Consider the following 22,097-nt stretch of genomic DNA (forward strand, 5'->3'; position numbering starts at 1 on the left):
TCTGTTAACACAGTTGTAATAAGAGGTTAATCCCTTGAGTGACATGGCGAAAAACCTAATTCTCTGGTTAGTCATCGCGGTTGTGCTGATGTCTGTATTCCAGAGCTTTGGGCCCAGCGAGTCGAATGGCCGTAGGGTTGATTACTCAACCTTCCTGTCAGAAGTGAACCAGGATCAGGTCCGCGAGGCACGTATTAACGGGCGTGAAATTAACGTAACCAAAAAAGATAGTAATCGCTATACCACTTACATTCCCGTCAACGATCCCAAGTTACTCGATAACCTGTTGACTAAAAATGTGAAAGTAGTGGGTGAACCACCGGAAGAGCCTAGCCTGCTGGCGTCGATCTTCATCTCCTGGTTCCCAATGCTGTTACTGATTGGTGTCTGGATCTTCTTTATGCGTCAGATGCAGGGCGGCGGCGGTAAGGGCGCGATGTCCTTCGGCAAGAGCAAAGCCCGTATGCTGACGGAAGACCAGATTAAAACCACCTTTGCGGACGTTGCAGGCTGCGACGAAGCGAAAGAGGAAGTGGGCGAGCTGGTTGAATACCTGCGTGAACCCAGCCGATTCCAGAAGCTGGGCGGCAAGATTCCTAAAGGCATCCTGATGGTCGGTCCTCCGGGTACCGGTAAAACCCTGCTGGCTAAAGCTATTGCGGGCGAAGCGAAAGTGCCGTTCTTCACCATTTCAGGTTCAGACTTTGTTGAAATGTTCGTGGGTGTAGGTGCATCCCGCGTGCGTGATATGTTTGAACAGGCTAAAAAAGCGGCGCCGTGCATCATCTTTATCGATGAAATTGATGCGGTGGGTCGTCAGCGTGGTGCGGGACTGGGCGGTGGTCACGATGAGCGTGAACAGACGCTGAACCAGATGCTGGTTGAGATGGATGGTTTCGAAGGTAACGAAGGTATTATCGTTATTGCCGCAACGAACCGTCCTGACGTACTGGATCCTGCGCTGCTGCGTCCGGGCCGTTTCGACCGTCAGGTTGTGGTCGGTCTGCCAGATGTTCGCGGTCGCGAGCAAATCATGAAAGTGCATATGCGCCGTGTACCGCTGGCACCGGATATTGATGCAGCAATCATTGCCCGTGGCACCCCTGGCTTCTCCGGTGCTGACCTTGCAAACCTGGTCAACGAAGCGGCGCTGTTTGCTGCCCGAGGCAATAAGCGCGTGGTGTCGATGGTTGAGTTTGAAAAAGCCAAAGACAAAATCATGATGGGGGCAGAACGTCGCTCCATGGTGATGACCGAAGCGCAAAAAGAATCAACCGCTTACCACGAAGCAGGCCATGCTATCGTCGGTACGCTGGTTCCGGGCTACGATCCGGTGCATAAAGTTACCATCATTCCTCGTGGCAGAGCGTTAGGCGTTGCCTTCTTCCTGCCGGTAGGGGATGAAATCAGCGCCAACCGACAGAAACTGGAAAGCCGTATTTCTGTCGCTTACGGCGGACGTCTGGCGGAAGAGATTATCTACGGTTCGGATTATGTTTCTACCGGCGCGTCGTCCGATATCAAAATGGCGACCAGCGTTGCGCGCAACATGGTGACTCAGTGGGGCTTCTCCGAAAAACTGGGGCCACTGCTGTACGCGGAAGAGGATGGTGAAGTGTTCCTCGGCCGCTCCGTTGCGAAAGCTAAGCATATGTCGGATGAAACGGCGCGTATTATCGATCAGGAAGTTAAAAAGCTGATTGATACCAACTATGCACGTGCCCGCCGTATTCTGGACGAAAATATGGACATCCTTCACGCGATGAAAGACGCGCTGATGAAGTATGAAACCATCGATGCCCCACAGATCAGCGATCTGATGGCGCGTCGCGAAGTTCGTCCGCCAGCAGGCTGGGAAGAGCCAGTGAATATTGATAAAAGTGCCACGACTCAAACTGCGCGTCCAAACGACGACGTGACCGGCTGAGATAAAATCGTGTGATAGTGACCTGGCGAAATCCCTGTGGGTTCTGCCAGGTTCGCAGTCAATATGCTGCTATAATGCTGAACCCCGGCTTTGGTCGGGGTTTTTTTATACCTATTTTACCGGAGATCGCTCGTCATGAAGCTGTACGCCAGAGATACCGTACTCGACCTCTCACATCCGCATGTGATGGGGATCCTGAACGTCACTCCCGATTCATTTTCTGACGGCGGTAAGCACAACGAACTGATTCAGGCTCTGACTCACGCGAATGAGATGATTAACGCGGGCGCCACGATTATTGACGTCGGCGGTGAGTCAACCCGGCCCGGAGCGAAGGACGTCAGCGTAGCCGAAGAGCTGGACCGCGTGATTCCCGTAGTAGAGGCGATTGCACAGCGCTTTGAAGTCTGGATATCGGTGGACACCTCTAAACCTGAGGTCATCCGCGAATCTGCCCGAGCGGGTGCGCATATCCTCAATGATATTCGCTCTCTGCAGGAGCCGGGAGCCCTTGAAGCCGCTGCTGAAACCGGTCTGCCGGTGTGCCTGATGCACATGCAGGGAGAGCCAAAAACCATGCAGCAGTCTCCCAACTATCAGAACATTCTGCGCGATGTTGATGACTTTTTCGTCCAGCATATCGCCCGATGTGAAGCGGCAGGGATCAATAAATCGCAGCTACTGCTCGACCCGGGTTTTGGTTTCGGTAAGAATCTTTCCCATAATTATCAACTTCTGGCGCACCTGGCCGATTATCATCACTTTGGCCTGCCGCTGTTAGTCGGTATGTCGCGTAAAAGTATGATTGGCCAGCTGCTGAACGTGGGGCCCGGGCAGCGTTTAACCGGCAGCATTGCCTGCGCGGTCATTGCGGCGATGCAGGGCGCTCATATTTTGCGCGTACATGATGTAAAAGAAACCGTAGAGGCGATGCGCGTCGTCGAAGCGACTCAGTCAGCGAAGGAAGAATAACGTATGAGCAACCGCAAGTATTTTGGTACCGATGGCATTCGCGGCAAAGTGGGTGAATATCCAATCACGCCAGACTTTGTTCTCAAGCTGGGCTGGGCAGCAGGAAAGGTGCTGGCACGCCACGGCTCGAAGAAAATTATCATCGGCAAAGACACGCGTATTTCTGGCTATATGCTGGAATCTGCGCTGGAAGCCGGACTGGCTGCGGCCGGGCTGTCTGCCGCCTTTACCGGGCCAATGCCGACACCTGCGGTGGCCTACCTGACCCGCACATTCCGTGCCGAAGCCGGTATTGTGATTTCAGCTTCCCATAATCCGTTTGACGATAACGGCATTAAGTTCTTCTCCACCGAAGGCACCAAGCTGCCGGATGAAGTGGAAGAAGCGATCGAAGCCGAGATGGAAAAACCCATTACCTGCGTTGAGTCCATTGAGCTGGGGCGTGCCAGCCGAATTGTTGATGCGGCCGGGCGCTACATCGAATTTTGTAAAGGGACCTTCCCAAGTGAGTTAAGCCTCAATGGCTTGAAAATCGTGGTGGATTGCGCCAATGGAGCCACCTATCACATTGCACCGAATGTGCTGCGTGAGCTGGGTGCGGACGTTATCTCTATTGGCGTTCAGCCCAACGGCATGAATATCAATAAAGAATGCGGCGCGACCGACCTGCGGCTGCTGCAGGAGCGCGTGCTGGCAGAGAAAGCCGACCTGGGCCTGGCTTACGACGGGGACGGCGACCGCATCATGATGGTTGACCATCTGGGCCAGAAGGTGGATGGCGATCAGATCCTTTATATCATTGCCCGCGAGGGGCTGCGCCAGGGGCAGCTGCGCGGTGGCGTCGTCGGTACGCTGATGAGCAATATGGGCCTGGAGCTGGCGCTTAAACAGCTGGGTATTCCGTTTGCACGCGCCAAGGTGGGTGACCGGTACGTCCTGGAAAAACTCAAAGAAAAAGGCTGGCGTCTGGGCGCTGAAAATTCCGGTCATGTGATCCTGCTTGATAAGACAACAACCGGCGACGGCGTGGTAGCAGGTTTGCAAGTACTAACTGCCATGGTCCGTAACCATATGACGCTGCACGACCTGTGCAGCGGCATGAAGCTGCTGCCGCAAATTCTGGTCAACGTGCGCTTTAGTGGGGAAAACGATCCGCTGGAAGATGCGCAGGTTAAAGCGGTGACCAGCGCAGTGGAAGCTGAACTGAAAGGGCGGGGCCGTGTGCTGCTGCGTAAATCCGGCACCGAGCCGTTGATCCGCGTGATGGTGGAAGGGGAAGACGAAGCGCAGGTTACCGCGCTGGCTCATCGTATTGCCGATGCGGTGAAAGCCGTCTAATCCGGTGAGAGGGCCGGGCAGTGACCTGGCCCTCTTTCATCGTCTGTTTACCTGTGCCTCACGCCGGTTTTTTGCCCGTCATTTACGGTCCCTTTTCGTAAAAACCCTTGATGGATAGCGCATTTTTTCTCCATTAATCGGTCTTTTGCCGCTTTTTTCCGCAATCAGTATCTTGTTGTAAGATTGCCCTTGCGTGGGAGAGCGCCTTTGGTTAGTATTCACACCCGCTTCTGATGGGTAGTGATTCACTATCGATTTAACTGGTTTGAAGCTTTTAATGTGCGTTTAACGTGCAAGGAAGAAGGTTGATTATGTACGAAGCTCTTTTAGTAGTTTTCCTTATTGTGGCAATCGGCCTTGTGGGTCTGATCATGCTGCAGCAAGGTAAAGGCGCTGATATGGGAGCATCATTTGGTGCAGGCGCTTCTGGTACACTGTTTGGTTCTAACGGTTCAGGCAACTTCATGACCCGTATGACTGCAGTGCTGGCAACCCTGTTCTTCATTATCAGCTTGATCCTGGGTAACCTTAATAGCAACAAAACCCAGAAAGGAAGCGAGTGGGAAAATCTGACTCAGCCAGCACAGTCTCAGCAGACTGCGCCAGCTAAACCGGCAGCGCCGGGTAGTGATATCCCGCAGTAAGACCTGAGCTACATTTCGACGCGATAGAAATAAAAAAATCGCAACTTTAGTGCCGTGGTGGTGGAATTGGTAGACACGCTACCTTGAGGTGGTAGTGCCCGCATGGGCTTACGGGTTCAAGTCCCGTCCTCGGTACCAAATCTCAGTTTTGCTTGCAATTTATGCAAGTTTTGCGTAGTATTCGGACGCGGGGTGGAGCAGCCTGGTAGCTCGTCGGGCTCATAACCCGAAGGTCGTCGGTTCAAATCCGGCCCCCGCAACCACTTTCCCTTAGAGTTCTTTTTCAAATATACTGTATGCAATGAACGGCGCGTTTACAGCGAATTTTGAAAAAAATTCTTTTGGATTGTGCCGAGCCGCAGCTATTGCGGTATACAGGGTCCAGTCGCATAAAGCCCCGAATTTTCGGGGTTTTTTGTTATCAGGAAACAGTAACACTGGGCTATATGCCCTTTTTTTATGTCTTGGGGGTGGGATTGTCCACATTAGAGCAAAAATTAACAGAGCTAATTTCAGCACCGGTAGAAGCGCTTGGCTACGAACTGGTAGGTATTGAGTTTGTACGCGGTCGCACATCCACCCTGCGCATCTATATTGATAGTGAAGATGGCATCAATGTTGATGATTGCGCTGATGTGAGCCACCAGGTTAGCGCGGTAATGGACGTTGAAGATCCGATTACCGTGCCTTACAACCTTGAAGTCTCTTCACCTGGTCTTGACCGTCCAATGTTTACCGCAGATCATTACGTACGTTTTACTGGTGAAGAAGTTAGCCTGGTGCTGCGTATGGCGGTACAGAACCGCCGCAAATGGCAGGGCATCATTAAATCTGTCGAAGGTGAGATGATTACCGTTGCCGTTGAGGGTAACGACGAAGTGTTCGCACTGAGCAACATCCAGAAGGCGAACCTGGTTCCCCACTTTTAAAAGTCCGGATTGAGGCATACCAGGATGAACAAAGAAATCTTAGCTGTTGTAGAAGCGGTCTCTAATGAGAAATCCCTCCCGCGCGAGAAGATTTTCGAAGCGCTGGAGAGCGCGCTGGCTACAGCCACCAAGAAAAAATACGAGCAGGAAATTGACGTTCGCGTCACTATCGATCGCAAAAGCGGCGATTTCGATACCTTCCGTCGTTGGCTGATCGTTAATGAAGTTACGCTGCCGACCCGTGAAATCACGCTGGAAGCCGCACGTTACGAAGATGAATCGCTGGACCTGGGTGATTTCGTTGAAGACCAGATCGAATCCGTAACCTTCGACCGTATTACGACCCAGACTGCCAAGCAGGTTATCGTTCAGAAAGTTCGTGAAGCAGAACGTGCAATGGTCGTTGACCAGTTCCGCGAGCAGGAAGGCGAAATTATTACCGGTGTGGTTAAAAAAGTTAACCGTGACAACATCTCTCTGGAAGTTCGGCCGACGGATGGTTCTAACACCAACGCAGAAGCCGTTATTATTCGTGAAGATATGCTGCCGCGCGAAAACTTCCGCCCGGGTGACCGCATCCGTGGCGTATTATACGCCGTGCGTCCAGAAGCCCGCGGCGCGCAGCTGTTCGTCAGCCGTTCCAAGCCGGAAATGCTGATCGAACTGTTCCGCATCGAAGTGCCGGAAATTGCTGAAGAAGTGCTTGAAATTAAAGCCGCCGCGCGCGATCCAGGCTCTCGTGCCAAAATCGCCGTGAAAACCAACGACAAGCGCATCGACCCGGTCGGTGCCTGCGTTGGTATGCGTGGTGCGCGTGTTCAGGCGGTATCCAGCGAGCTGGGTGGCGAGCGCATTGATATCGTACTGTGGGATGATAATCCAGCGCAGTTCGTGATCAACGCAATGGCTCCAGCGGATGTCGCCTCTATCGTGGTTGATGAAGATAATCACACCATGGATATTGCCGTAGAAGCCGGAAACCTGGCTCAGGCAATTGGCCGTAATGGCCAGAACGTGCGTCTGGCTTCACAGCTGAGTGGCTGGGAGCTGAACGTGATGACGGTCGACGACCTGCAAGCTAAGCATCAGGCCGAAGCACACGCTGCCATTGACGTCTTTACTAAACACCTCGATATCGATGAAGACTTCGCTACCGTACTGGTAGAAGAAGGCTTCTCTTCTCTGGAAGAGCTGGCTTATGTGCCGATCAACGAGCTGTTAGAGATCGACGGCCTGGATGAAGAGACAGTAGAAGCGTTGCGCGACCGAGCTAAAAACGCGTTGACAACCCTGGCCCTGGCGAAAGAAGAGAGCCTGGGCGATGCCCAACCTGCGGAAGATTTGCTGGGCCTTGAAGGCCTGGAGCGTGAGCTGGCCTTTAAGCTGGCAGCGAAAGGCGTTCGCACGCTGGAAGATCTTGCCGAGCAGGGTGTTGACGACCTGTCAGATATTGAGGGCCTGAGCGATGAGCGGGCCGGTGAGCTGATTATGGCTGCACGTAATATTTGCTGGTTCGGCGACGACGCGTAATAAACTGTAGCAGGAAGGAACAGCATGACGACAGATGTAACCGTAAAAGCGCTGGCCGCAGAGATTCAGACACCGGTAGAACGCCTGGTACAGCAGTTTGCTGATGCAGGGATCCAAAAGTCTGAAACAGATTCTGTTACCCAGCAGGAAAAAGAAACTTTACTTACCCATCTGAATCGCGAACATGGCGGTGGATCTGGTAAGCTAACTCTGCAGCGTAAAACACGCAGCACCTTGAATATCCCAGGCACCGGGGGTAAAAGTAAATCGGTGCAAATTGAAGTCCGCAAAAAACGCACCTATGTAAAAGGCGATCCGGCTGAAGCTGAACAGGCTGAAGCAGAAGCGCAGGCAGAGCGTGAAGCGGAAGAACTGGCTCGTCGCGAGGCTGAAGAAAAAGCCCAGCGCGAAGCTCAAGAGAAAGCGAAGCGTGAAGCCGAGGAGCAGGCCAAGCGTGAGGCAGCTGATAAAGCCAAACGTGAAGCAGCGGAAAGAGATAAAGTGAGCAATCAACATACCGATGATATGACCCGGGCGTCCCAGTCCGAAAAAGCCCGCCGTGAAGCTGAATCAGCTGAACTGAAGCGTAAAGCCGAAGAAGAAGCGCGTCGCAAAATCGAAGAAGATGCGAAACGTGTAGCTGAAGAAGCGCGCAAAATGGCGGAAGAAAAAGGCGAAGAGTGGACGGCAGTGAAAGAGGAAGAAGACACCTCTGACTACCACGTCACAACTTCAACTCACGCACGTGCTGCGGAAGATGAAAACGATGCGCAGGTTGAAGGTGACCGCCGCACTCGTGCCGCCGCTCGTCCAGCCAAGGCCCCGGTTCGTAAAAAGGGCAACAAACACGCTGAAGCAAAAACTGACCGTGAAGAAGCGCGTGCGCAGGTTCGCGGTGGTAAAGGCGGCAAGCGTAAGCCAAGCGCGCTGCAGCAGGGCTTTAACAAGCCAGCTCAGGCCGTTAACCGCGACGTGGTGATTGGTGAAACCATCACCGTAGCGGAACTGGCGAACAAAATGGCCGTGAAAGGCTCCCAGGTCATCAAAGCGATGATGAAGATGGGTGCCATGGCGACCATCAACCAGGTTATCGACCAGGAAACTGCCCAGCTGGTTGCGGAAGAAATGGGTCACAAAGTGACGCTGCGCCGCGAAAACGAGCTGGAAGAAGCGGTAATGAGCGATCGTGACACCGATGCCGTGCACGAATCCCGTGCGCCGGTTGTCACCATCATGGGTCACGTTGACCATGGTAAAACCTCTCTGCTGGACTACATTCGCTCCACGAAAGTCGCCTCTGGCGAAGCGGGCGGCATTACTCAGCACATTGGTGCATACCACGTTGAAACTGACAACGGTATGGTGACCTTCCTGGATACCCCTGGCCACGCAGCGTTTACCTCAATGCGTGCTCGCGGTGCTCAGGCAACGGACATCGTTATCCTGGTTGTTGCTGCAGACGATGGCGTGATGCCACAGACCATCGAAGCAATCCAGCACGCCAAAGCGGCGAAAGTGCCGGTTGTTGTTGCGGTGAACAAGTGCGATAAGCCAGAAGCCGATCCAGACCGTGTTAAAAATGAGCTGACTCAGTACGGGATCATCCCGGAAGAGTGGGGCGGCGAAAACATGTTCGTTAACGTCTCTGCGAAAGCCGGTACCGGCATCGACGACCTGCTGAACGCCATCCTGCTGCAGGCCGAAGTGCTTGAGCTGAGCGCGGTTCGTCAGGGTATGGCGAGCGGTGTGGTTATCGAATCCTTCCTGGATAAAGGTCGTGGTCCGGTTGCTACCGTGCTGGTACGTGAAGGTACGCTGAACAAAGGCGATATCGTACTGTGCGGTTTCGAGTACGGCCGTGTGCGTGCGATGCGTGATGAGCTGGGTCGTGAAGTTCTGACCGCTGGCCCATCTATCCCTGTTGAGATCCTCGGCCTGTCCGGTGTTCCTGCTGCGGGTGATGAAGCGACCGTTGTTCGTGACGAGAAGAAAGCGCGTGAAGTTGCGCTGTATCGTCAGGGCAAATTCCGTGAAGTTAAGCTGGCACGTCAGCAGAAATCCAAGCTGGAAAACATGTTTGCGAACATGACCGAAGGCGAAGTATCTGAACTGAACATCGTGATGAAAGCTGACGTACAGGGTTCTGTGGAAGCTATCGCTGACTCTCTGATGAAGCTTTCTACTGATGAAGTGAAAGTGAAAATCATTGGTTCCGGCGTGGGTGGTATCACCGAAACCGACGCCACTCTGGCTGCAGCCTCTAACGCTATCCTGGTTGGCTTCAACGTCCGTGCCGATGCTTCTGCTCGCCGCGTGATTGATTCAGAAAACCTGGACCTGCGTTACTACTCCGTGATCTATAATCTGATCGACGAAGTGAAAGCGGCAATGAGCGGCATGCTGGCACCAGAGTACAAGCAGCAGATCATCGGTCTTGCAGCGGTACGTGACGTGTTCAAATCGCCGAAATTTGGTGCTATCGCGGGCTGTATGGTCACCGAAGGTAACATCAAACGTCACAACCCAATCCGTGTACTGCGTGACAACGTGGTTATCTATGAAGGCGAGCTGGAATCCCTGCGCCGCTTCAAAGATGACGTTAACGAAGTTCGTAACGGCATGGAATGTGGTATCGGCGTGAAGAACTACAACGATGTGCGCGTTGGCGATATGATCGAAGTATTCGAAATTATCGAAATTCAGCGCACCATCGACTAATGTCTGGCAGATATCCGGTAGATTTCGCGTTGCAGCAGAGCAGTTAACGCAGCGGCGATGTGAAGATTGCAGGATATTATTTGGGAGGCTTCTGGCCTCCCAAATTATTTGGAGAGATAAATTATGGCGAAAGAATTTGGTCGCCCGCAGCGCGTTTCTCAGGAGCTGCAAAAAGAGATCGCTATCATTCTGCAACGTGAGATTAAAGATCCGCGTCTGGGCATGATGGTTACCGTTTCCGGCGTGGATGTTTCCCGCGATCTGGCCTACGCAAAAGTGTTCGTGACGTTCCTCAACGATAAAGACGAAGCGGCAATTAAAGCCGGCCTGCGTGCGCTGGGTGATGCCTCCGGCTACATCCGTACGCTGCTGGGTAAAGCCATGCGTCTGCGTATTGTGCCAGAGCTGACCTTCTTCTATGACAACTCCCTTGTTGAAGGGATGCGCATGTCTAACCTGGTGACCAACGTGGTGAAAAAAGACGTTGAGCGCCGCGGTCCGACTGAAGATGAGCAGGAAGAAGGTAAAGAAGATTAATGAGCCGTCCTCGCCGTCGCGGTCGCGATATCCACGGGGTGCTGTTACTGGATAAGCCGCAGGGCTTATCCTCAAACGATGCCCTGCAAAAAGTGAAGCGCCTCTACAATGCCAATCGTGCGGGGCATACCGGCGCGCTGGATCCTCTGGCGACGGGCATGCTGCCGATCTGCCTTGGGGAAGCCACCAAGTTTTCTCAGTATCTGCTGGATTCAGACAAGCGTTATCGTGTGATCGCGCGGCTGGGGCAGCGCACTGATACCTCAGATGCGGATGGTGTGGTCGTCAGTGAGCGCCCGGTGGACTTTACTGAGGACGCGTTGATGGCCGCGCTTGACAGTTTCCGTGGTGAAACGCAGCAAATCCCGTCGATGTATTCTGCGCTGAAGTATCAGGGCCGTAAGCTGTATGAATACGCCCGCGAGGGAATTGAAGTTCCTCGTGAGTCGCGCAGCATCAACGTGTATGAACTGCTGTTCATACGCCACGAAGGCAACGAGCTGGAGCTGGAAATTCACGTTTCCAAAGGCACCTACATTCGTACCATCATTGATGACCTCGGTGAGAAACTCGGCTGCGGTGCGCATGTAACCTATCTGCGCCGTTTGCAGGTGGCTACCTATCCAATCGCTAAAATGGTGACGCTTGAACAGCTGAATGCATTGGCGGAAGAAGCGCATCGTAGCGAACAGCCCCCTGCGGCTCTGCTTGATGTGTTGCTGATGCCGATGGACAGCCCGGCGGCGGAATACCCGGTGGTGAATCTGCTGAGTGAAGTGGCCGCCTGGTTTAAACAGGGTATGCCGGTTCGGGCGGCAGGTGCACCGAGTGCGGGCCTGGTGCGTGTGACCGAAGGCGACGAACACAAATTTATCGGCATGGCCGAAATAGCCGATGATGGTCGAGTGGCTCCACGCCGTCTGGTTGTGGAATATTTCGACTAATTTACTCCGTATCGTTCGGTCGACAGGCCTGGTTCCTGCTGACGGAAAGATAACGGGTAAATTTGCGCTTGCGCATTGCGCGGAGTAGAATGGCGCGGCTTTACACTGGGTTGCTGAATTAGAGATCGGCGCCTGTACATTTACCTTATAATTTGGAGTTGTCTCATGTCTCTAAGTGTTGAAACTAAAGCGCAGATCGTTGCTGATTTCGGTCGTGGTACTAACGACAGCGGTTCTACTGAAGTGCAGGTTGCCCTGCTGACTGCGCAGATTAACCATCTGCAGGGTCACTTCTCTGAGCACAAGAAAGACCACCACAGCCGTCGCGGCCTGCTGCGTATGGTTTCTCAGCGTCGTAAACTGCTGGACTACCTGAAGCGTAAAGACGTTTCTCGTTACACCAGCCTGATCGAGCGTCTGGGTCTGCGTCGCTAAGTCTTAAGGCTGTTATGCCGAGTTTTCAGAGCGATCTGATAACAAATCGGCAAACGTACAGCCTGGAATGAGTTTCGCTGGAAAGGGGCCTTTATGGCCCCTTTTTTCAAGCAATCGGCAGCAATTCCGGGCAAACTATTGTATTGTTGCTGAGTGTGATCTTCAGTTGCAGAGGTTCGCGCGGCTAATGAGAGGCTTTATCCCATGTGGGATCAGGGTTGTCATTAGTCGCGAGGATGCAAGGTGAAGATTAGTAATCCACGGCGGGCAAACCCCTGCCCAGATGTTTAAGGAACTAATTTTGCTGAACCCGATCGTAAAAAAATTCCAGTATGGTCAGCATACCGTCACCATTGAGACCGGTATGATGGCTCGCCAGGCAACGGCTGCCGTAATGGTAAGCATGGACGACACCGCGGTGTTCGTGACTGTTGTTGGCCGCAAAAATGCAAAACCAGGTCAGGACTTCTTCCCGCTGACCGTAAACTACCAGGAGCGTACCTACGCTGCTGGCCGTATCCCGGGCAGCTTCTTCCGTCGTGAAGGCCGTCCAAGCGAAGGCGAAACGCTGACTTCGCGTCTGATTGACCGCCCGCTGCGCCCACTGTTCCCGGAAGGCTTCGTGAACGAAGTGCAGGTTATCGCTACCGTGGTTTCCGTTAACCCTCAGGTTAACCCGGATATCGTAGCGCTTATCGGTGCTTCTGCAGCCCTGGCCCTGTCTGGCCTGCCGTTCAACGGTCCTATCGGTGCTGCGCGCGTCGGTTATCTGAACGACCAGTACGTGCTGAACCCAACCAGCGATGAGCTGAAAGAGAGTAAGCTGGACCTGGTTGTTGCGGGTACTAAAGCTGCTGTACTGATGGTTGAATCAGAAGCTGAGCTGCTGAGCGAAGACCAGATGCTGGGTGCAGTGGTGTTTGGCCACGAGCAGCAGCAGATCGTTATCGACACTATCAACGAACTGGTTGCCGTTGCCGGTAAACCACGTTGGGACTGGCAGCCAGAGCCTGTAAACGAAGCGTTACATGCACGTATTGCAGCCCTGGCAGAATCTCGCCTGAGCGATGCTTACCGTATCACTGAAAAACAGGAGCGTTATGCTCAGGTAGACGTGATCAAATCGGAAGCAACCGCTGCGCTGCTGGCTGAAGATGAGAGCCTGGACGCTGGCGAAATCAGCGATATCCTGCACGCGCTGGAAAAAGACGTTGTTCGTAGCCGCATTCTGCGCGGTGAGCCACGTATCGACGGCCGTGAAAAAGACATGATCCGTGGTCTGGACGTGCGTACCGGCGTTCTGCCACGTACCCACGGTTCTGCACTGTTCACCCGTGGTGAAACTCAGGCGCTGGTCACAGCAACCCTGGGCACGGCACGTGATGCGCAGAACCTGGACGAGCTGATGGGCGAACGTACCGACAGCTTCCTGTTCCACTACAACTTCCCTCCGTACTCTGTTGGTGAAACCGGCATGGTAGGTTCACCGAAGCGTCGTGAAATTGGTCACGGTCGTCTGGCGAAACGTGGCGTGCTGGCCGTAATGCCTAAAGGCGATGCGTTCCCGTACACCGTGCGCGTTGTGTCTGAAATCACCGAATCAAACGGCTCTTCCTCAATGGCTTCCGTTTGTGGTGCTTCTCTGGCGCTGATGGATGCGGGCGTGCCAATCAAAGCCGCCGTTGCGGGTATCGCAATGGGCCTGGTGAAAGACGAAAACAATTTCGTGGTTCTGTCAGATATTCTGGGTGACGAAGACCACCTGGGCGATATGGACTTCAAAGTTGCCGGTAGCCGTGAAGGTATCACCGCGCTGCAGATGGACATTAAAATCGAAGGTATCACCCGCGAAATCATGCATGAAGCACTGAACCAGGCTAAGGGTGCACGTCTGCACATCCTGAGCGTTATGGAACAGGCTATCAGCACCCCGCGCGGCGATATCTCTCAGTTCGCTCCGCGTATCCACACCATTAAGATCAGCGTTGATAAGATCAAAGACGTGATCGGTAAAGGTGGTTCGGTTATCCGTGCGCTGACCGAAGAGACCGGCACGACCATCGAAATCGAAGATGACGGTACCGTGAAGATTGCGGCAACCGACGGTGAAAAAGCGAAATTCGCGATTCGTCGTATTGAAGAAATCACCGCAGAGATCGAAGTTGGTCGTATCTACAACGGTAAAGTAACGCGTATCGTTGACTTCGGTGCCTTCGTCGCTATCGGCGGTGGTAAAGAAGGTCTGGTACACATTTCTCAGATCGCTGACAAGCGCGTTGAGAAAGTGACCGACTACCTGCAGATGGGTCAGGAAGTACCGGTTAAGGTACTGGAAGTTGACCGTCAGGGTCGCGTGCGTCTGAGCATCAAAGAAGCCAGCGAGCAGGCACAGCCTGAAGCAGCAGCTCCTGCGGCACCAGAAGCAGAATAAAGCACCACTATTGAGCTCTCCGTCGTATGGCGGAGAGCTGTTTCATCGCAGGGTTGGATCCCTGTGTGCGGCAGGCGGATGACAGGACGTTCATCCCAATGTTTGTTTGTGGGAGTGGGAAATGAAGCCATTTTTGCGCTGGTGTTTTGTTGCGACAGCTTTAACGCTGGCAGGATGCAGCAACACCAATTGGCGTGAGAACGAAATTTTGGCAGTTCCGCTGCAGCCTACGCTGCAACAGGAAGTCATTCTTGCTCGCATGGAACAAATTCTTGCCAGTCGGTCATTGACCGATGATGAACGCGCACAGCTGTTATATGAGCGCGGAGTGTTGTATGATAGTTTAGGTTTGAGAGCACTGGCGCGGAATGACTTTTCACAGGCGCTATCTATCAGACCGGATATGCCCGAAGTATTCAATTACTTAGGCATATATTTAACGCAGGCAGGCAACTTTGATGCTGCCTATGAAGCGTTCGATTCTGTACTTGAGCTTGATCCAACTTACAATTATGCGCACTTAAATCGCGGTATCGCCCTTTACTACGGCGGAAGATTTAAATTAGCGCAAGATGATCTGCAGGCGTTTTATCAAGACGATCCTAACGATCCCTTCCGCAGCCTGTGGCTGTATCTCACCGAACGTGAGATCGACACAGAACAGGCCAAAGTATCGCTGAAGCAGCGTTACGACAAAGCGGTAAAGGACCAATGGGGATGGAATATTGTCGAGTTCTACCTGGGCGACATCAGCGAAAAAACGCTGACCGAACGCCTCCAGGCAGACGCAACGGATAACACTTCGCTCGCTGAACATCTCAGTGAAACCAACTTCTATTTAGGTAAGTACTACCTAAGTCTGGGGGAGAAGGACAACGCAGAAGCGTTGTTCAAGCTGACGGTCGCTAACAACGTTCATAACTTCGTTGAGCACCGATATGCATTGTTGGAGCTGGCGCTACTCGGCCAGACACAAGACGATTTATCAGAATCTGACCAGCAATAGCTGACGAACTTTTATTGCCTGAACTTTGAAAAGTCATCATCTTCGCGGATGAGGGCATTTTTGTTCGTCGAAACCACTAATTTGAGCCGGTTCACACTTTTTGATGAAAATGACTGAAAATTTTCACGACGAGTTATGTAGACTGGCCGCCGAAATCTACGAGGCACGTGTACTACATGACTGATATTCAAACCACTTTTTCCGACCTTGGCCTGAACGCTGACATCCTTGAATCACTGAACGGTATGGGCTACGTGAAGCCTTCCCCAATCCAGGCTGAGTGTATTCCTCACCTGCTGGCGGGCCGTGACGTTCTGGGTATGGCGCAGACCGGGAGTGGTAAAACTGCGGCATTCTCCCTGCCGCTGCTAAACAACATTGATGCAACTGTTAAAGCACCACAGATTCTGGTGCTGGCTCCGACCCGCGAACTGGCGGTCCAGGTAGCTGAAGCCGTAACCGAATTCTCTAAACACATGCGTGGCATTAACGTTGTGGCCCTGTACGGCGGCCAGCGTTATGACGTGCAGCTGCGCGCTCTGCGTCAGGGACCACAGGTTGTTGTTGGTACCCCAGGCCGTCTGCTGGACCACCTGAAGCGTGGCACGCTGGACCTGTCTAACCTGCGCGGTCTGGTACTGGACGAAGCTGACGAAATGCTGCGTATGGGCTTCATCGAAGACGTTGAAACCATCATGGCGCAGATCCCAGACGGTCATCAGACCGCGCTGTTCTCAGCAACCATGCCGGAAGCGATTCGCCGTATTACCAAGCGCTTCATGAAAGATCCACAGGAAGTGCGCATTCAGTCAAGCCTGACTACGCGTCCTGACATCAGCCAGAGCTACTGGACTGCTTACGGCCGTAAAACCGATGCGCTGACTCGCTTCCTGGAAGCGGAAGATTTCGACGCAGCGATCATCTTCGTGCGTACCAAAAACGCGACGCTGGAAGTGGCCGAAGCGCTGGAGCGCAGCGGTTACAACAGCGCCGCACTGAACGGTGACATGAACCAGGCACTGCGTGAGCAGACTCTGGAACGTCTGAAAGATGGCCGTCTGGATATTCTGATCGCCACCGACGTTGCGGCCCGTGGCCTGGACGTTGAGCGTATCAGCCTGGTTGTAAACTACGATATCCCTATGGATGCCGAGTCTTACGTTCACCGTATCGGCCGTACCGGTCGTGCGGGTCGTGCTGGCCGCGCACTGCTGTTCGTTGAGAACCGCGAGCGTCGCCTGCTGCGTAACATTGAACGCACCATGAAGCTGACCATTCCTGAAGTGGATCTGCCTAACGCAGAACTGCTGGGTGAACGCCGTCTGGCTAAGTTCGCAGCAAAAGTACAGCAGCAGCTGGAAAGCAGCGATCTGGAACAGTACCGTGCCCTGCTGGCTAAAATGCAGCCGGAAGAAGAGCTGGACATCGAAACTCTGGCCGCAGCACTGCTGAAAATGGCACAGGGCGAACGTCCTCTGATCGTTCCTGCTGATGCTCCACAGCGTCCACGTCGTGAATTCCGTGAGCGTGACGATCGTCGCGGCGACCGTCCTGAGCGTGGCCCACGTGAAGCACGCGGTGAGCGCGATGGCGACCGTCCACGTCGTGAACGTCGTGAAGTTGGCGATATGGAAGTGTACCGTATTGAAGTTGGCCGTGATGATGGTGTTGAAGTTCGTCATATCGTTGGCGCGATTGCTAACGAGGGCGATATCAGCAGCCGTTACATCGGTAACATCAAGCTGTTCGGTACCCACTCGACTATCGAGCTGCCAAAAGGCATGCCGGGCGAAGTGCTTCAGCACTTTACCCGTACGCGTATTCTGAACAAACCAATGAATATGCAGCTGATTGGTGATGCACAGCCACGCAGCGATCGCGGCGGTGAGCGTCGTCCTGGCGGCCCGGCCCGTGGTGGCTTCGGCAGCGGCGAGCGTCGTGAAGGCGGTCGTGGTGGTGAAGGCGGTCGTCGCTTCAGCAACGAGCGTAGCGGTGAGCGTCGTCCAGGCGGCTTCAGCCGTGACGGTGGCAACCGTGGCCCACGTCGCGAAGAAGGCGGCAGCGCGCCAGCCCGTCGTCGTGATGCATAATCACTGACGCCAAATAAAAAACCAGCCCTCGGGCTGGTTTTTTTATGTCTGTCACTCGCGAAAAAAGACAACTACAGCGAGTTTCGTACCTGCATGGCCAGCTCAAAAGAATAAAGGCGAGCTTCAGGATCGAAAATCTGGCCGTTAACCATAATTTCATCCGCCTGAGTCTCACGCATCAGGTTTGCCAGCCCCTGACGTACCTTCTCTTTATCTCCCACGATCGACATGCTCAGCGCCTGCTGCACGCCGTACTGTTCGGACGGTGACCACAGACTATCGATATTCTCTACCGGTGGCGGCAACGGACCCGGTTTTCCCCGGCGCAGGTTGATGAACTGCTGCTGCATTGAGGTAAACAGGAATCGTGCATCACGCTCGCTATCCGCGGCAACGATATTGATACACACCATGGCATAAGGCTGCGACAGACGTGCCGACGGTTTGAAGTTTTCACGGTACAGATGAAGCGCCTGCATCAGCATGTCCGGGGCAAAGTGCGAGGCAAACGCAAACGGCAGCCCCAGCTGCGCCGCCAGCTGTGCACTGTAAAGGCTGGACCCCAGCAGCCAGACTGGAATATTCAATCCCAGCCCCGGCACCGGCTGTACCGCCGGCGCATCGTTTTCGGCCGCGTCGAACCAGCCGATCATTTCCGCCACATCGGCCGGGAAATTATCCACGTGACCGCCCATATGGCGGCGTAATGCCATCATGGTTCGCTGATCGGAGCCCGGCGCACGGCCAAGGCCCAGGTCAATACGGCCAGGATAGAGCGACTCCAGCGTACCGAACTGCTCGGCAATCACCAGTGGAGAGTGGTTAGGTAACATCACGCCGCCGGAGCCAAGCCGCAGCGTTTCGGTGTTCGCCGCCAGATAGCCAATCAGCACCGACGTCGCCGCACTGGCAATACCCGTCATATTGTGGTGCTCAGCCAGCCAGTAGCGGTGATAGCCCAGCTTCTCCGATTGTCTGGCCAGAGAAAGCGAATTGTGAAACGCCTCGCGTGGCGAAGCACCCAGTGGAATGGGGGCAAGATCGAGTACCGAAAGCGGTACCGTTTTTTTCTCAGACATAGATGCTCACTTAATTATCAAATTCTGAATGGCACATTGATAAGGCTACGACATATGTATGCTATACGATTGTCCGATTACAGCACTTTGTAAAAAAATACCCGTCGGTATGCCATCATCCGGTACCCGGCTCCGATCGACGTGGCCGGGAAAGTGGTTTAAGGACAAGAAAACCAACGGCCGACATCCTATATTCATGCAATATGGACCTCTCTATGCAAAGGATAATGCGATGGCTGTGCTGTTGTTCCTCCGCGTCTGGCCTGCGTCGGAGGCGACTGAATGAAAAAAACGGCGTTTTTTACCATTCTGCTGATGGCCGTAGCGGTGGCGATTACCGTTTTACTGCGTGCACACAGTCATCATTTGCTGTTACAGGGTGAGGTTGACGCTACCGAAGTCATTGTTTCCTCCAAAGCCCGGGGAAGAGTGATCGATAAGATGGTGCGGCGTGGTGATGATGTTTCTGCCGGTCAGCCATTGATTCAGCTGGAAGCGCCGGAGCTTATTGCGCAGCTCAAAGCCGCAGAGGCGGCGCGCGATCGGGCGCAGCAAACGCTCAATCTCTCATTGAATGGTACCCGTGAAGAAACCCTTCGCAGCCTGCGCGCGCAGCGGGATCAATCCCGCGCCGATTATCGAAACGCGCTGGCAACCTGGCAGCGCGACCTCAGCGTGGCCAGCCAGGGGTATATTTCCGCGCAGGCGTTAGATGATGCCCGCAGAAGCCGCGACAGCGCACTGCAACAGCTCCAGGCCGCGCAGGCTAATTTAGATCAGGGCATCAATGGCGACCGTGTGGAACAGCGTGCCGCCTATGCCGCCCAGCTGCGTCAGGCCGAGCAGGACCTGCTGGAAATCAAAGCGCAGACCGATGAACTGCTGGTCAGGGCACCTGTGGCAGGGGAAGTTGGCCCCATCCCCGCCGAGCGTGGCGAACTGCTCAACGCCGGCAGCCCGCTGTTGACGCTGATTAAATTACCCACCGCCTGGTTTGTCTTCGATCTGCGTGAGGATATTCTTGCCCACGTGCGCAAAGGGGACAAAGTCACTCTGCGCGTTCCGGCGCTGAACAATCAGATGATTGACGCTGAAGTTCGCTACATTGCCCCGCTGGGTGACTACGCGACCAAGCGCGCCACGCGGGCAACTGGGGACTTCGATTTGAAAACCTTTGAAGTCCGTCTGTATCCGATAACGCCGGTGAAAGACCTGCGTCAGGGAATGAGCGCATTATGGCAATGGCAGGAATAAAACGCGGGTTCTGGGCGTTCCGTCACGCCTTTCGGCATGAAATTTTAGTGGCGTGGCGTAAGCCCGTTGTCCACTGGCTGGGATGGTGCTTTCCGCTGCTGCTCTTCGCCTTAATCGCCAGTGACTTTTCGGCGGGCACATTACTCGACCTCCCGGTGGTTGCCGTCGATCAGGACCACAGTAAACTGTCTCACCAGCTTGTCCGTAATCTGGATGCGGGGTCGCATGCCCGTGTCAGCGTGACCGATGCAGGTATCCCGGATGCGCTGGAGCGGCTGCGGCGGGCCGAAGACTATGCGGTATTAACCATCCCCCCGTTTTTTGAGGCCGACCTGCTGGCAGGAAGGCAGCCGCGCGTCTCGCTCTACTACAACGCGCTGTTTTATGGTGCCGGCTTTTATTCCACTCAGGATTTCAGTGGGTTGATTGGTGAACTGAACAATCAGTATCGCCCGTGGCTGCTGGCAGCCAGCGGGAAGGGCATGCCACCGCTGCCCAACGTCAGTCTGGATTACGACAGCCTGTTCAACGCCAGCGGCAGCTATATCTACTACCAGCAGTTCGCCGCCTGCATCCATCTTGCCCAGTTGTTTACCGTTACCCTCACCATCTGGCTGCTGGCACGCGCCAGGCCACTCATCTATCAGCGGGATTTTGGTATGGCGGTACTGGGTAAACTATTCCCCTACACCTTGTGTTATACCGCGCTGCTGATGACGGAAATGGCGCTGCTGGTGGGGATCTTCGGTGCCAGGGTCGTCGGTAATCCCATGTTCATGCTGTGCGTGGCGTTTTTCTATATTATGGCCGCGCAGAGTCTTGGCGTCCTGTTGTTCACCTTTACCGGCAGCGCGATCACCGCCTACAGCCTGATGGGTATTTTTGTCAGCCTGGCGTTAACGTTCTCCGGGATTGCCATGCCTGAGCTGTCGATGCCGTGGCCGGCGCAGCTGATCGCCAATATCGAACCCCTGACGCATGCGCTGTATGCCATGTTCGATATCTTTCTGCGCGATGTGCCCGGCAGGCCGGTTCTCAGCGTCTGCTGCCTGTTATTCGTTTATCCCGTCGCTGCGGCGCTGCTTGTCCGTAAACGACTCTATCTGCGCCTGGTTAAACCGGAGGCGGCACAGTGAAACTGTGGTGGAAAGCCTTCCGATCGACCCTGTTGCGTATGCTACAGAAACCCATGTGGCTGATGCTGCTTCTGTCACTCTGCATCATGAGCACGGTGTATATGAATCGCAGCGTCTGGGATCTGCCCATAGGGCTGATCGATATGGATCACAGCCCGGCCAGCCGTCTGATTGCCCGGCAGCTGAATGCAACGCCTAAAGTTAACATCCAGCGGTATGAAAACCTGCCGGATGCCCTGCACGATCTGGGTTTGCGAAAACTGTTTGCTGTGGTACTGATGCCGGAGGATCTTGAGCAGAAGATGCTTGCTGGCAAGCAGGTCACCATCCCCGTTTACGGTGACGCCACCAATCGACTGGCTAATGGCCAGATTGAGCTGGATGTTATGGCCGCCTACCAGCAGGTGATGAGCTTTTACAATTTACTGCTAATGCAGCAGCAGGGGTTCAGCGCACCCCAGGCGCAGGTGATACTCAGCCCGATAATTGGTCAGACGGTTGACGTCTTTAATCCGGGGATCAGTTTTGCTGCCATTGTCTTCCCCGGCCTGCTGGTAATGTTATTACAGCATTCGCTTCTGATAGCCGGCGTTCGGGTCAATATCACGCTGCGAAGCCAGGGAAAACCCCCGCTGGCGGTGACGCTGGGCGCACTGTCGGCGCTGATACCCATCTGGCTATTCCTTTCCGTGGTGCTTTTTGGCCTGTGGCCATGGGTATTGGGCTATCGACAGACGGCACCGCTGGCGGAGCTGCTGCTGTTGACGCTGCCTTTTCAGCTGGCGGTGCTGGGGCTGGCAAAATTACTGACAGAATGCATTCGTGAAGTGGAACGTATCTATCTGTCGCTGTCGTTTGTCACCACCCCCGTCTACTATCTGTCCGGCACCATCTGGCCGGTGCAGTCGATGCCGGACTGGGTAAGAGTGATATCAATGATGTTTCCTTCAACCTGGGGCACCAAAATGATCGCCGGAGTCAATCAGATGGGACTGCCGTTCTCAGAAGTTCGTGAGGATGTGATCATACTGCTGGTGATGGGCGCAGTTTATGCCACCACGGGATTCCTGGTGGCGAAACTGCGCGAGAACGGCTGGCGGCTACGTTCAACCGGTTGACGGGAATGG

18 protein-coding genes and 2 tRNA genes are annotated in these 22,097 nt (G+C 54.2%); 19 read left to right on the forward strand and 1 reads right to left on the reverse strand.

Annotation, left to right across the window (positions count from 1 at the left end; translation table 11 throughout):
• The first annotated feature begins 43 nt into the window (after positions 1–43).
• The 16 genes from ftsH to PGH32_RS17325 all read left to right on the forward strand — a co-directional run bounded on the left by ftsH (position 44) and on the right by PGH32_RS17325 (position 17,501).
• Positions 44–1,927, forward strand: a complete 1,884-nt coding sequence (ftsH, locus tag PGH32_RS17255; protein WP_314424444.1) for an ATP-dependent zinc metalloprotease FtsH — start codon at positions 44–46, stop codon at positions 1,925–1,927.
• Positions 1,928–2,062: 135 nt separating this feature from the next.
• A complete protein-coding gene (gene folP, locus PGH32_RS17260; RefSeq protein ID WP_337894662.1) occupies positions 2,063–2,899 on the forward strand; it encodes a dihydropteroate synthase in 837 nt (278 codons plus the stop codon).
• A gap of 3 nt (positions 2,900–2,902) precedes the next feature.
• Positions 2,903–4,237, forward strand: coding sequence for a phosphoglucosamine mutase (gene glmM, locus PGH32_RS17265; RefSeq protein WP_337894663.1), 1,335 nt, complete (start codon positions 2,903–2,905; stop codon positions 4,235–4,237).
• 311 nt (positions 4,238–4,548) lie between these two features.
• Positions 4,549–4,881, forward strand: coding sequence for a preprotein translocase subunit SecG (gene secG, locus PGH32_RS17270; RefSeq protein WP_105592949.1), 333 nt, complete (start codon positions 4,549–4,551; stop codon positions 4,879–4,881).
• A 51-nt stretch (positions 4,882–4,932) separates the two neighbouring features.
• Positions 4,933–5,019, forward strand: a tRNA-Leu gene (locus tag PGH32_RS17275).
• A 48-nt stretch (positions 5,020–5,067) separates the two neighbouring features.
• A tRNA-Met gene (locus PGH32_RS17280) sits at positions 5,068–5,144 on the forward strand.
• 213 nt (positions 5,145–5,357) lie between these two features.
• Entirely contained in the window at positions 5,358–5,810 is a 453-nt protein-coding gene (gene rimP, locus PGH32_RS17285; RefSeq protein ID WP_146114134.1) for a ribosome maturation factor RimP, read from the forward strand.
• Positions 5,811–5,834: 24 nt separating this feature from the next.
• Entirely contained in the window at positions 5,835–7,340 is a 1,506-nt protein-coding gene (gene nusA, locus PGH32_RS17290; RefSeq protein WP_314424436.1) for a transcription termination factor NusA, read from the forward strand.
• Between the two features lie 24 nt (positions 7,341–7,364).
• Complete coding sequence (gene infB, locus PGH32_RS17295) at positions 7,365–10,058, forward strand: translation initiation factor IF-2 (RefSeq protein ID WP_314424433.1); 2,694 nt, start codon at positions 7,365–7,367, stop codon at positions 10,056–10,058.
• A 123-nt stretch (positions 10,059–10,181) separates the two neighbouring features.
• Complete coding sequence (rbfA, locus tag PGH32_RS17300; RefSeq protein WP_200546561.1) at positions 10,182–10,595, forward strand: 30S ribosome-binding factor RbfA; 414 nt, start codon at positions 10,182–10,184, stop codon at positions 10,593–10,595.
• A complete protein-coding gene (truB, locus tag PGH32_RS17305) occupies positions 10,595–11,539 on the forward strand; it encodes a tRNA pseudouridine(55) synthase TruB (protein ID WP_314424428.1) in 945 nt (314 codons plus the stop codon). The genes rbfA and truB overlap by 1 nt, the downstream gene beginning before the upstream one ends.
• Positions 11,540–11,704: 165 nt before the next feature.
• Positions 11,705–11,974 carry a 30S ribosomal protein S15 gene (rpsO, locus tag PGH32_RS17310; protein WP_105592954.1) on the forward strand — a complete coding sequence of 90 codons (270 nt, stop codon included), beginning with the start codon at positions 11,705–11,707 and terminating at the stop codon, positions 11,972–11,974.
• A 301-nt stretch (positions 11,975–12,275) separates the two neighbouring features.
• The gene (pnp, locus tag PGH32_RS17315; RefSeq protein WP_123336147.1) at positions 12,276–14,405 is read left to right on the forward strand and encodes a polyribonucleotide nucleotidyltransferase; all 2,130 of its coding nucleotides are present in this window, start codon (positions 12,276–12,278) and stop codon (positions 14,403–14,405) included.
• 121 nt (positions 14,406–14,526) lie between these two features.
• Positions 14,527–15,411, forward strand: a complete 885-nt coding sequence (gene nlpI, locus PGH32_RS17320) for a lipoprotein NlpI (protein ID WP_314424421.1) — start codon at positions 14,527–14,529, stop codon at positions 15,409–15,411.
• A gap of 109 nt (positions 15,412–15,520) precedes the next feature.
• Entirely contained in the window at positions 15,521–15,595 is a 75-nt protein-coding gene (yrbN, locus tag PGH32_RS24725) for a protein YrbN (protein ID WP_370348261.1), read from the forward strand.
• A complete protein-coding gene (locus PGH32_RS17325; RefSeq protein ID WP_337894664.1) occupies positions 15,588–17,501 on the forward strand; it encodes a DEAD/DEAH family ATP-dependent RNA helicase in 1,914 nt (637 codons plus the stop codon). Before yrbN ends, PGH32_RS17325 begins: the two co-directional genes overlap by 8 nt.
• Before the next feature lie 71 nt (positions 17,502–17,572).
• Here the strand turns inward: PGH32_RS17325 and PGH32_RS17330 are convergent, their stop codons facing one another.
• Positions 17,573–18,580 (reverse strand): luciferase-like monooxygenase, encoded by a 1,008-nt coding sequence (locus PGH32_RS17330; RefSeq protein WP_337894665.1) that lies wholly within the window; start codon positions 18,578–18,580, stop codon positions 17,573–17,575.
• A 282-nt stretch (positions 18,581–18,862) separates the two neighbouring features.
• Here PGH32_RS17330 and PGH32_RS17335 point away from each other — a divergent pair, with 282 nt between their 5' ends.
• Genes PGH32_RS17335 through PGH32_RS17345 form a run of 3 tightly spaced genes read left to right on the forward strand, consistent with a single transcriptional unit; the run spans position 18,863 to position 22,088 of the window.
• Positions 18,863–19,834 carry an HlyD family secretion protein gene (locus PGH32_RS17335; protein WP_314424414.1) on the forward strand — a complete coding sequence of 324 codons (972 nt, stop codon included), beginning with the start codon at positions 18,863–18,865 and terminating at the stop codon, positions 19,832–19,834.
• The gene (locus PGH32_RS17340) at positions 19,816–20,970 is read left to right on the forward strand and encodes an ABC transporter permease (RefSeq protein ID WP_337894666.1); all 1,155 of its coding nucleotides are present in this window, start codon (positions 19,816–19,818) and stop codon (positions 20,968–20,970) included. The genes PGH32_RS17335 and PGH32_RS17340 overlap by 19 nt, the downstream gene beginning before the upstream one ends.
• On the forward strand, positions 20,967–22,088 hold the full coding sequence (locus tag PGH32_RS17345) for an ABC transporter permease (RefSeq protein ID WP_337894667.1): 1,122 nt from the start codon (positions 20,967–20,969) through the stop codon (positions 22,086–22,088). Before PGH32_RS17340 ends, PGH32_RS17345 begins: the two co-directional genes overlap by 4 nt.
• Positions 22,089–22,097 lie beyond the last annotated feature (9 nt).

Source organism: Erwinia sp. SLM-02 (assembly GCF_037450285.1).
In the GTDB taxonomy this organism is placed as follows: Bacteria; Pseudomonadota; Gammaproteobacteria; order Enterobacterales; family Enterobacteriaceae; genus Erwinia.

Excerpts from the sequence above, each read along its gene's own strand:
- ftsH (WP_314424444.1), top strand. The coding sequence starts at position 44 with ATGGCGAAAAACCTAATTCTCTGGTTAGTCATCGCGGTTGTGCTGATG.
- folP (WP_337894662.1), top strand. The coding sequence starts at position 2,063 with ATGAAGCTGTACGCCAGAGATACCGTACTCGACCTCTCACATCCGCAT.
- infB (WP_314424433.1), top strand. The coding sequence starts at position 7,365 with ATGACGACAGATGTAACCGTAAAAGCGCTGGCCGCAGAGATTCAGACA.
- secG (WP_105592949.1), top strand. The coding sequence starts at position 4,549 with ATGTACGAAGCTCTTTTAGTAGTTTTCCTTATTGTGGCAATCGGCCTT.
- PGH32_RS17335 (WP_314424414.1), top strand. The coding sequence starts at position 18,863 with ATGAAAAAAACGGCGTTTTTTACCATTCTGCTGATGGCCGTAGCGGTG.
- nusA (WP_314424436.1), top strand. The coding sequence starts at position 5,835 with ATGAACAAAGAAATCTTAGCTGTTGTAGAAGCGGTCTCTAATGAGAAA.
- PGH32_RS17330 (WP_337894665.1), bottom strand. The coding sequence starts at position 18,580 with ATGTCTGAGAAAAAAACGGTACCGCTTTCGGTACTCGATCTTGCCCCC.
- nlpI (WP_314424421.1), top strand. The coding sequence starts at position 14,527 with ATGAAGCCATTTTTGCGCTGGTGTTTTGTTGCGACAGCTTTAACGCTG.
- PGH32_RS17325 (WP_337894664.1), top strand. The coding sequence starts at position 15,588 with ATGACTGATATTCAAACCACTTTTTCCGACCTTGGCCTGAACGCTGAC.
- truB (WP_314424428.1), top strand. The coding sequence starts at position 10,595 with ATGAGCCGTCCTCGCCGTCGCGGTCGCGATATCCACGGGGTGCTGTTA.
- glmM (WP_337894663.1), top strand. The coding sequence starts at position 2,903 with ATGAGCAACCGCAAGTATTTTGGTACCGATGGCATTCGCGGCAAAGTG.
- PGH32_RS17340 (WP_337894666.1), top strand. The coding sequence starts at position 19,816 with ATGGCAATGGCAGGAATAAAACGCGGGTTCTGGGCGTTCCGTCACGCC.
- rbfA (WP_200546561.1), top strand. The coding sequence starts at position 10,182 with ATGGCGAAAGAATTTGGTCGCCCGCAGCGCGTTTCTCAGGAGCTGCAA.
- rpsO (WP_105592954.1), top strand. The coding sequence starts at position 11,705 with ATGTCTCTAAGTGTTGAAACTAAAGCGCAGATCGTTGCTGATTTCGGT.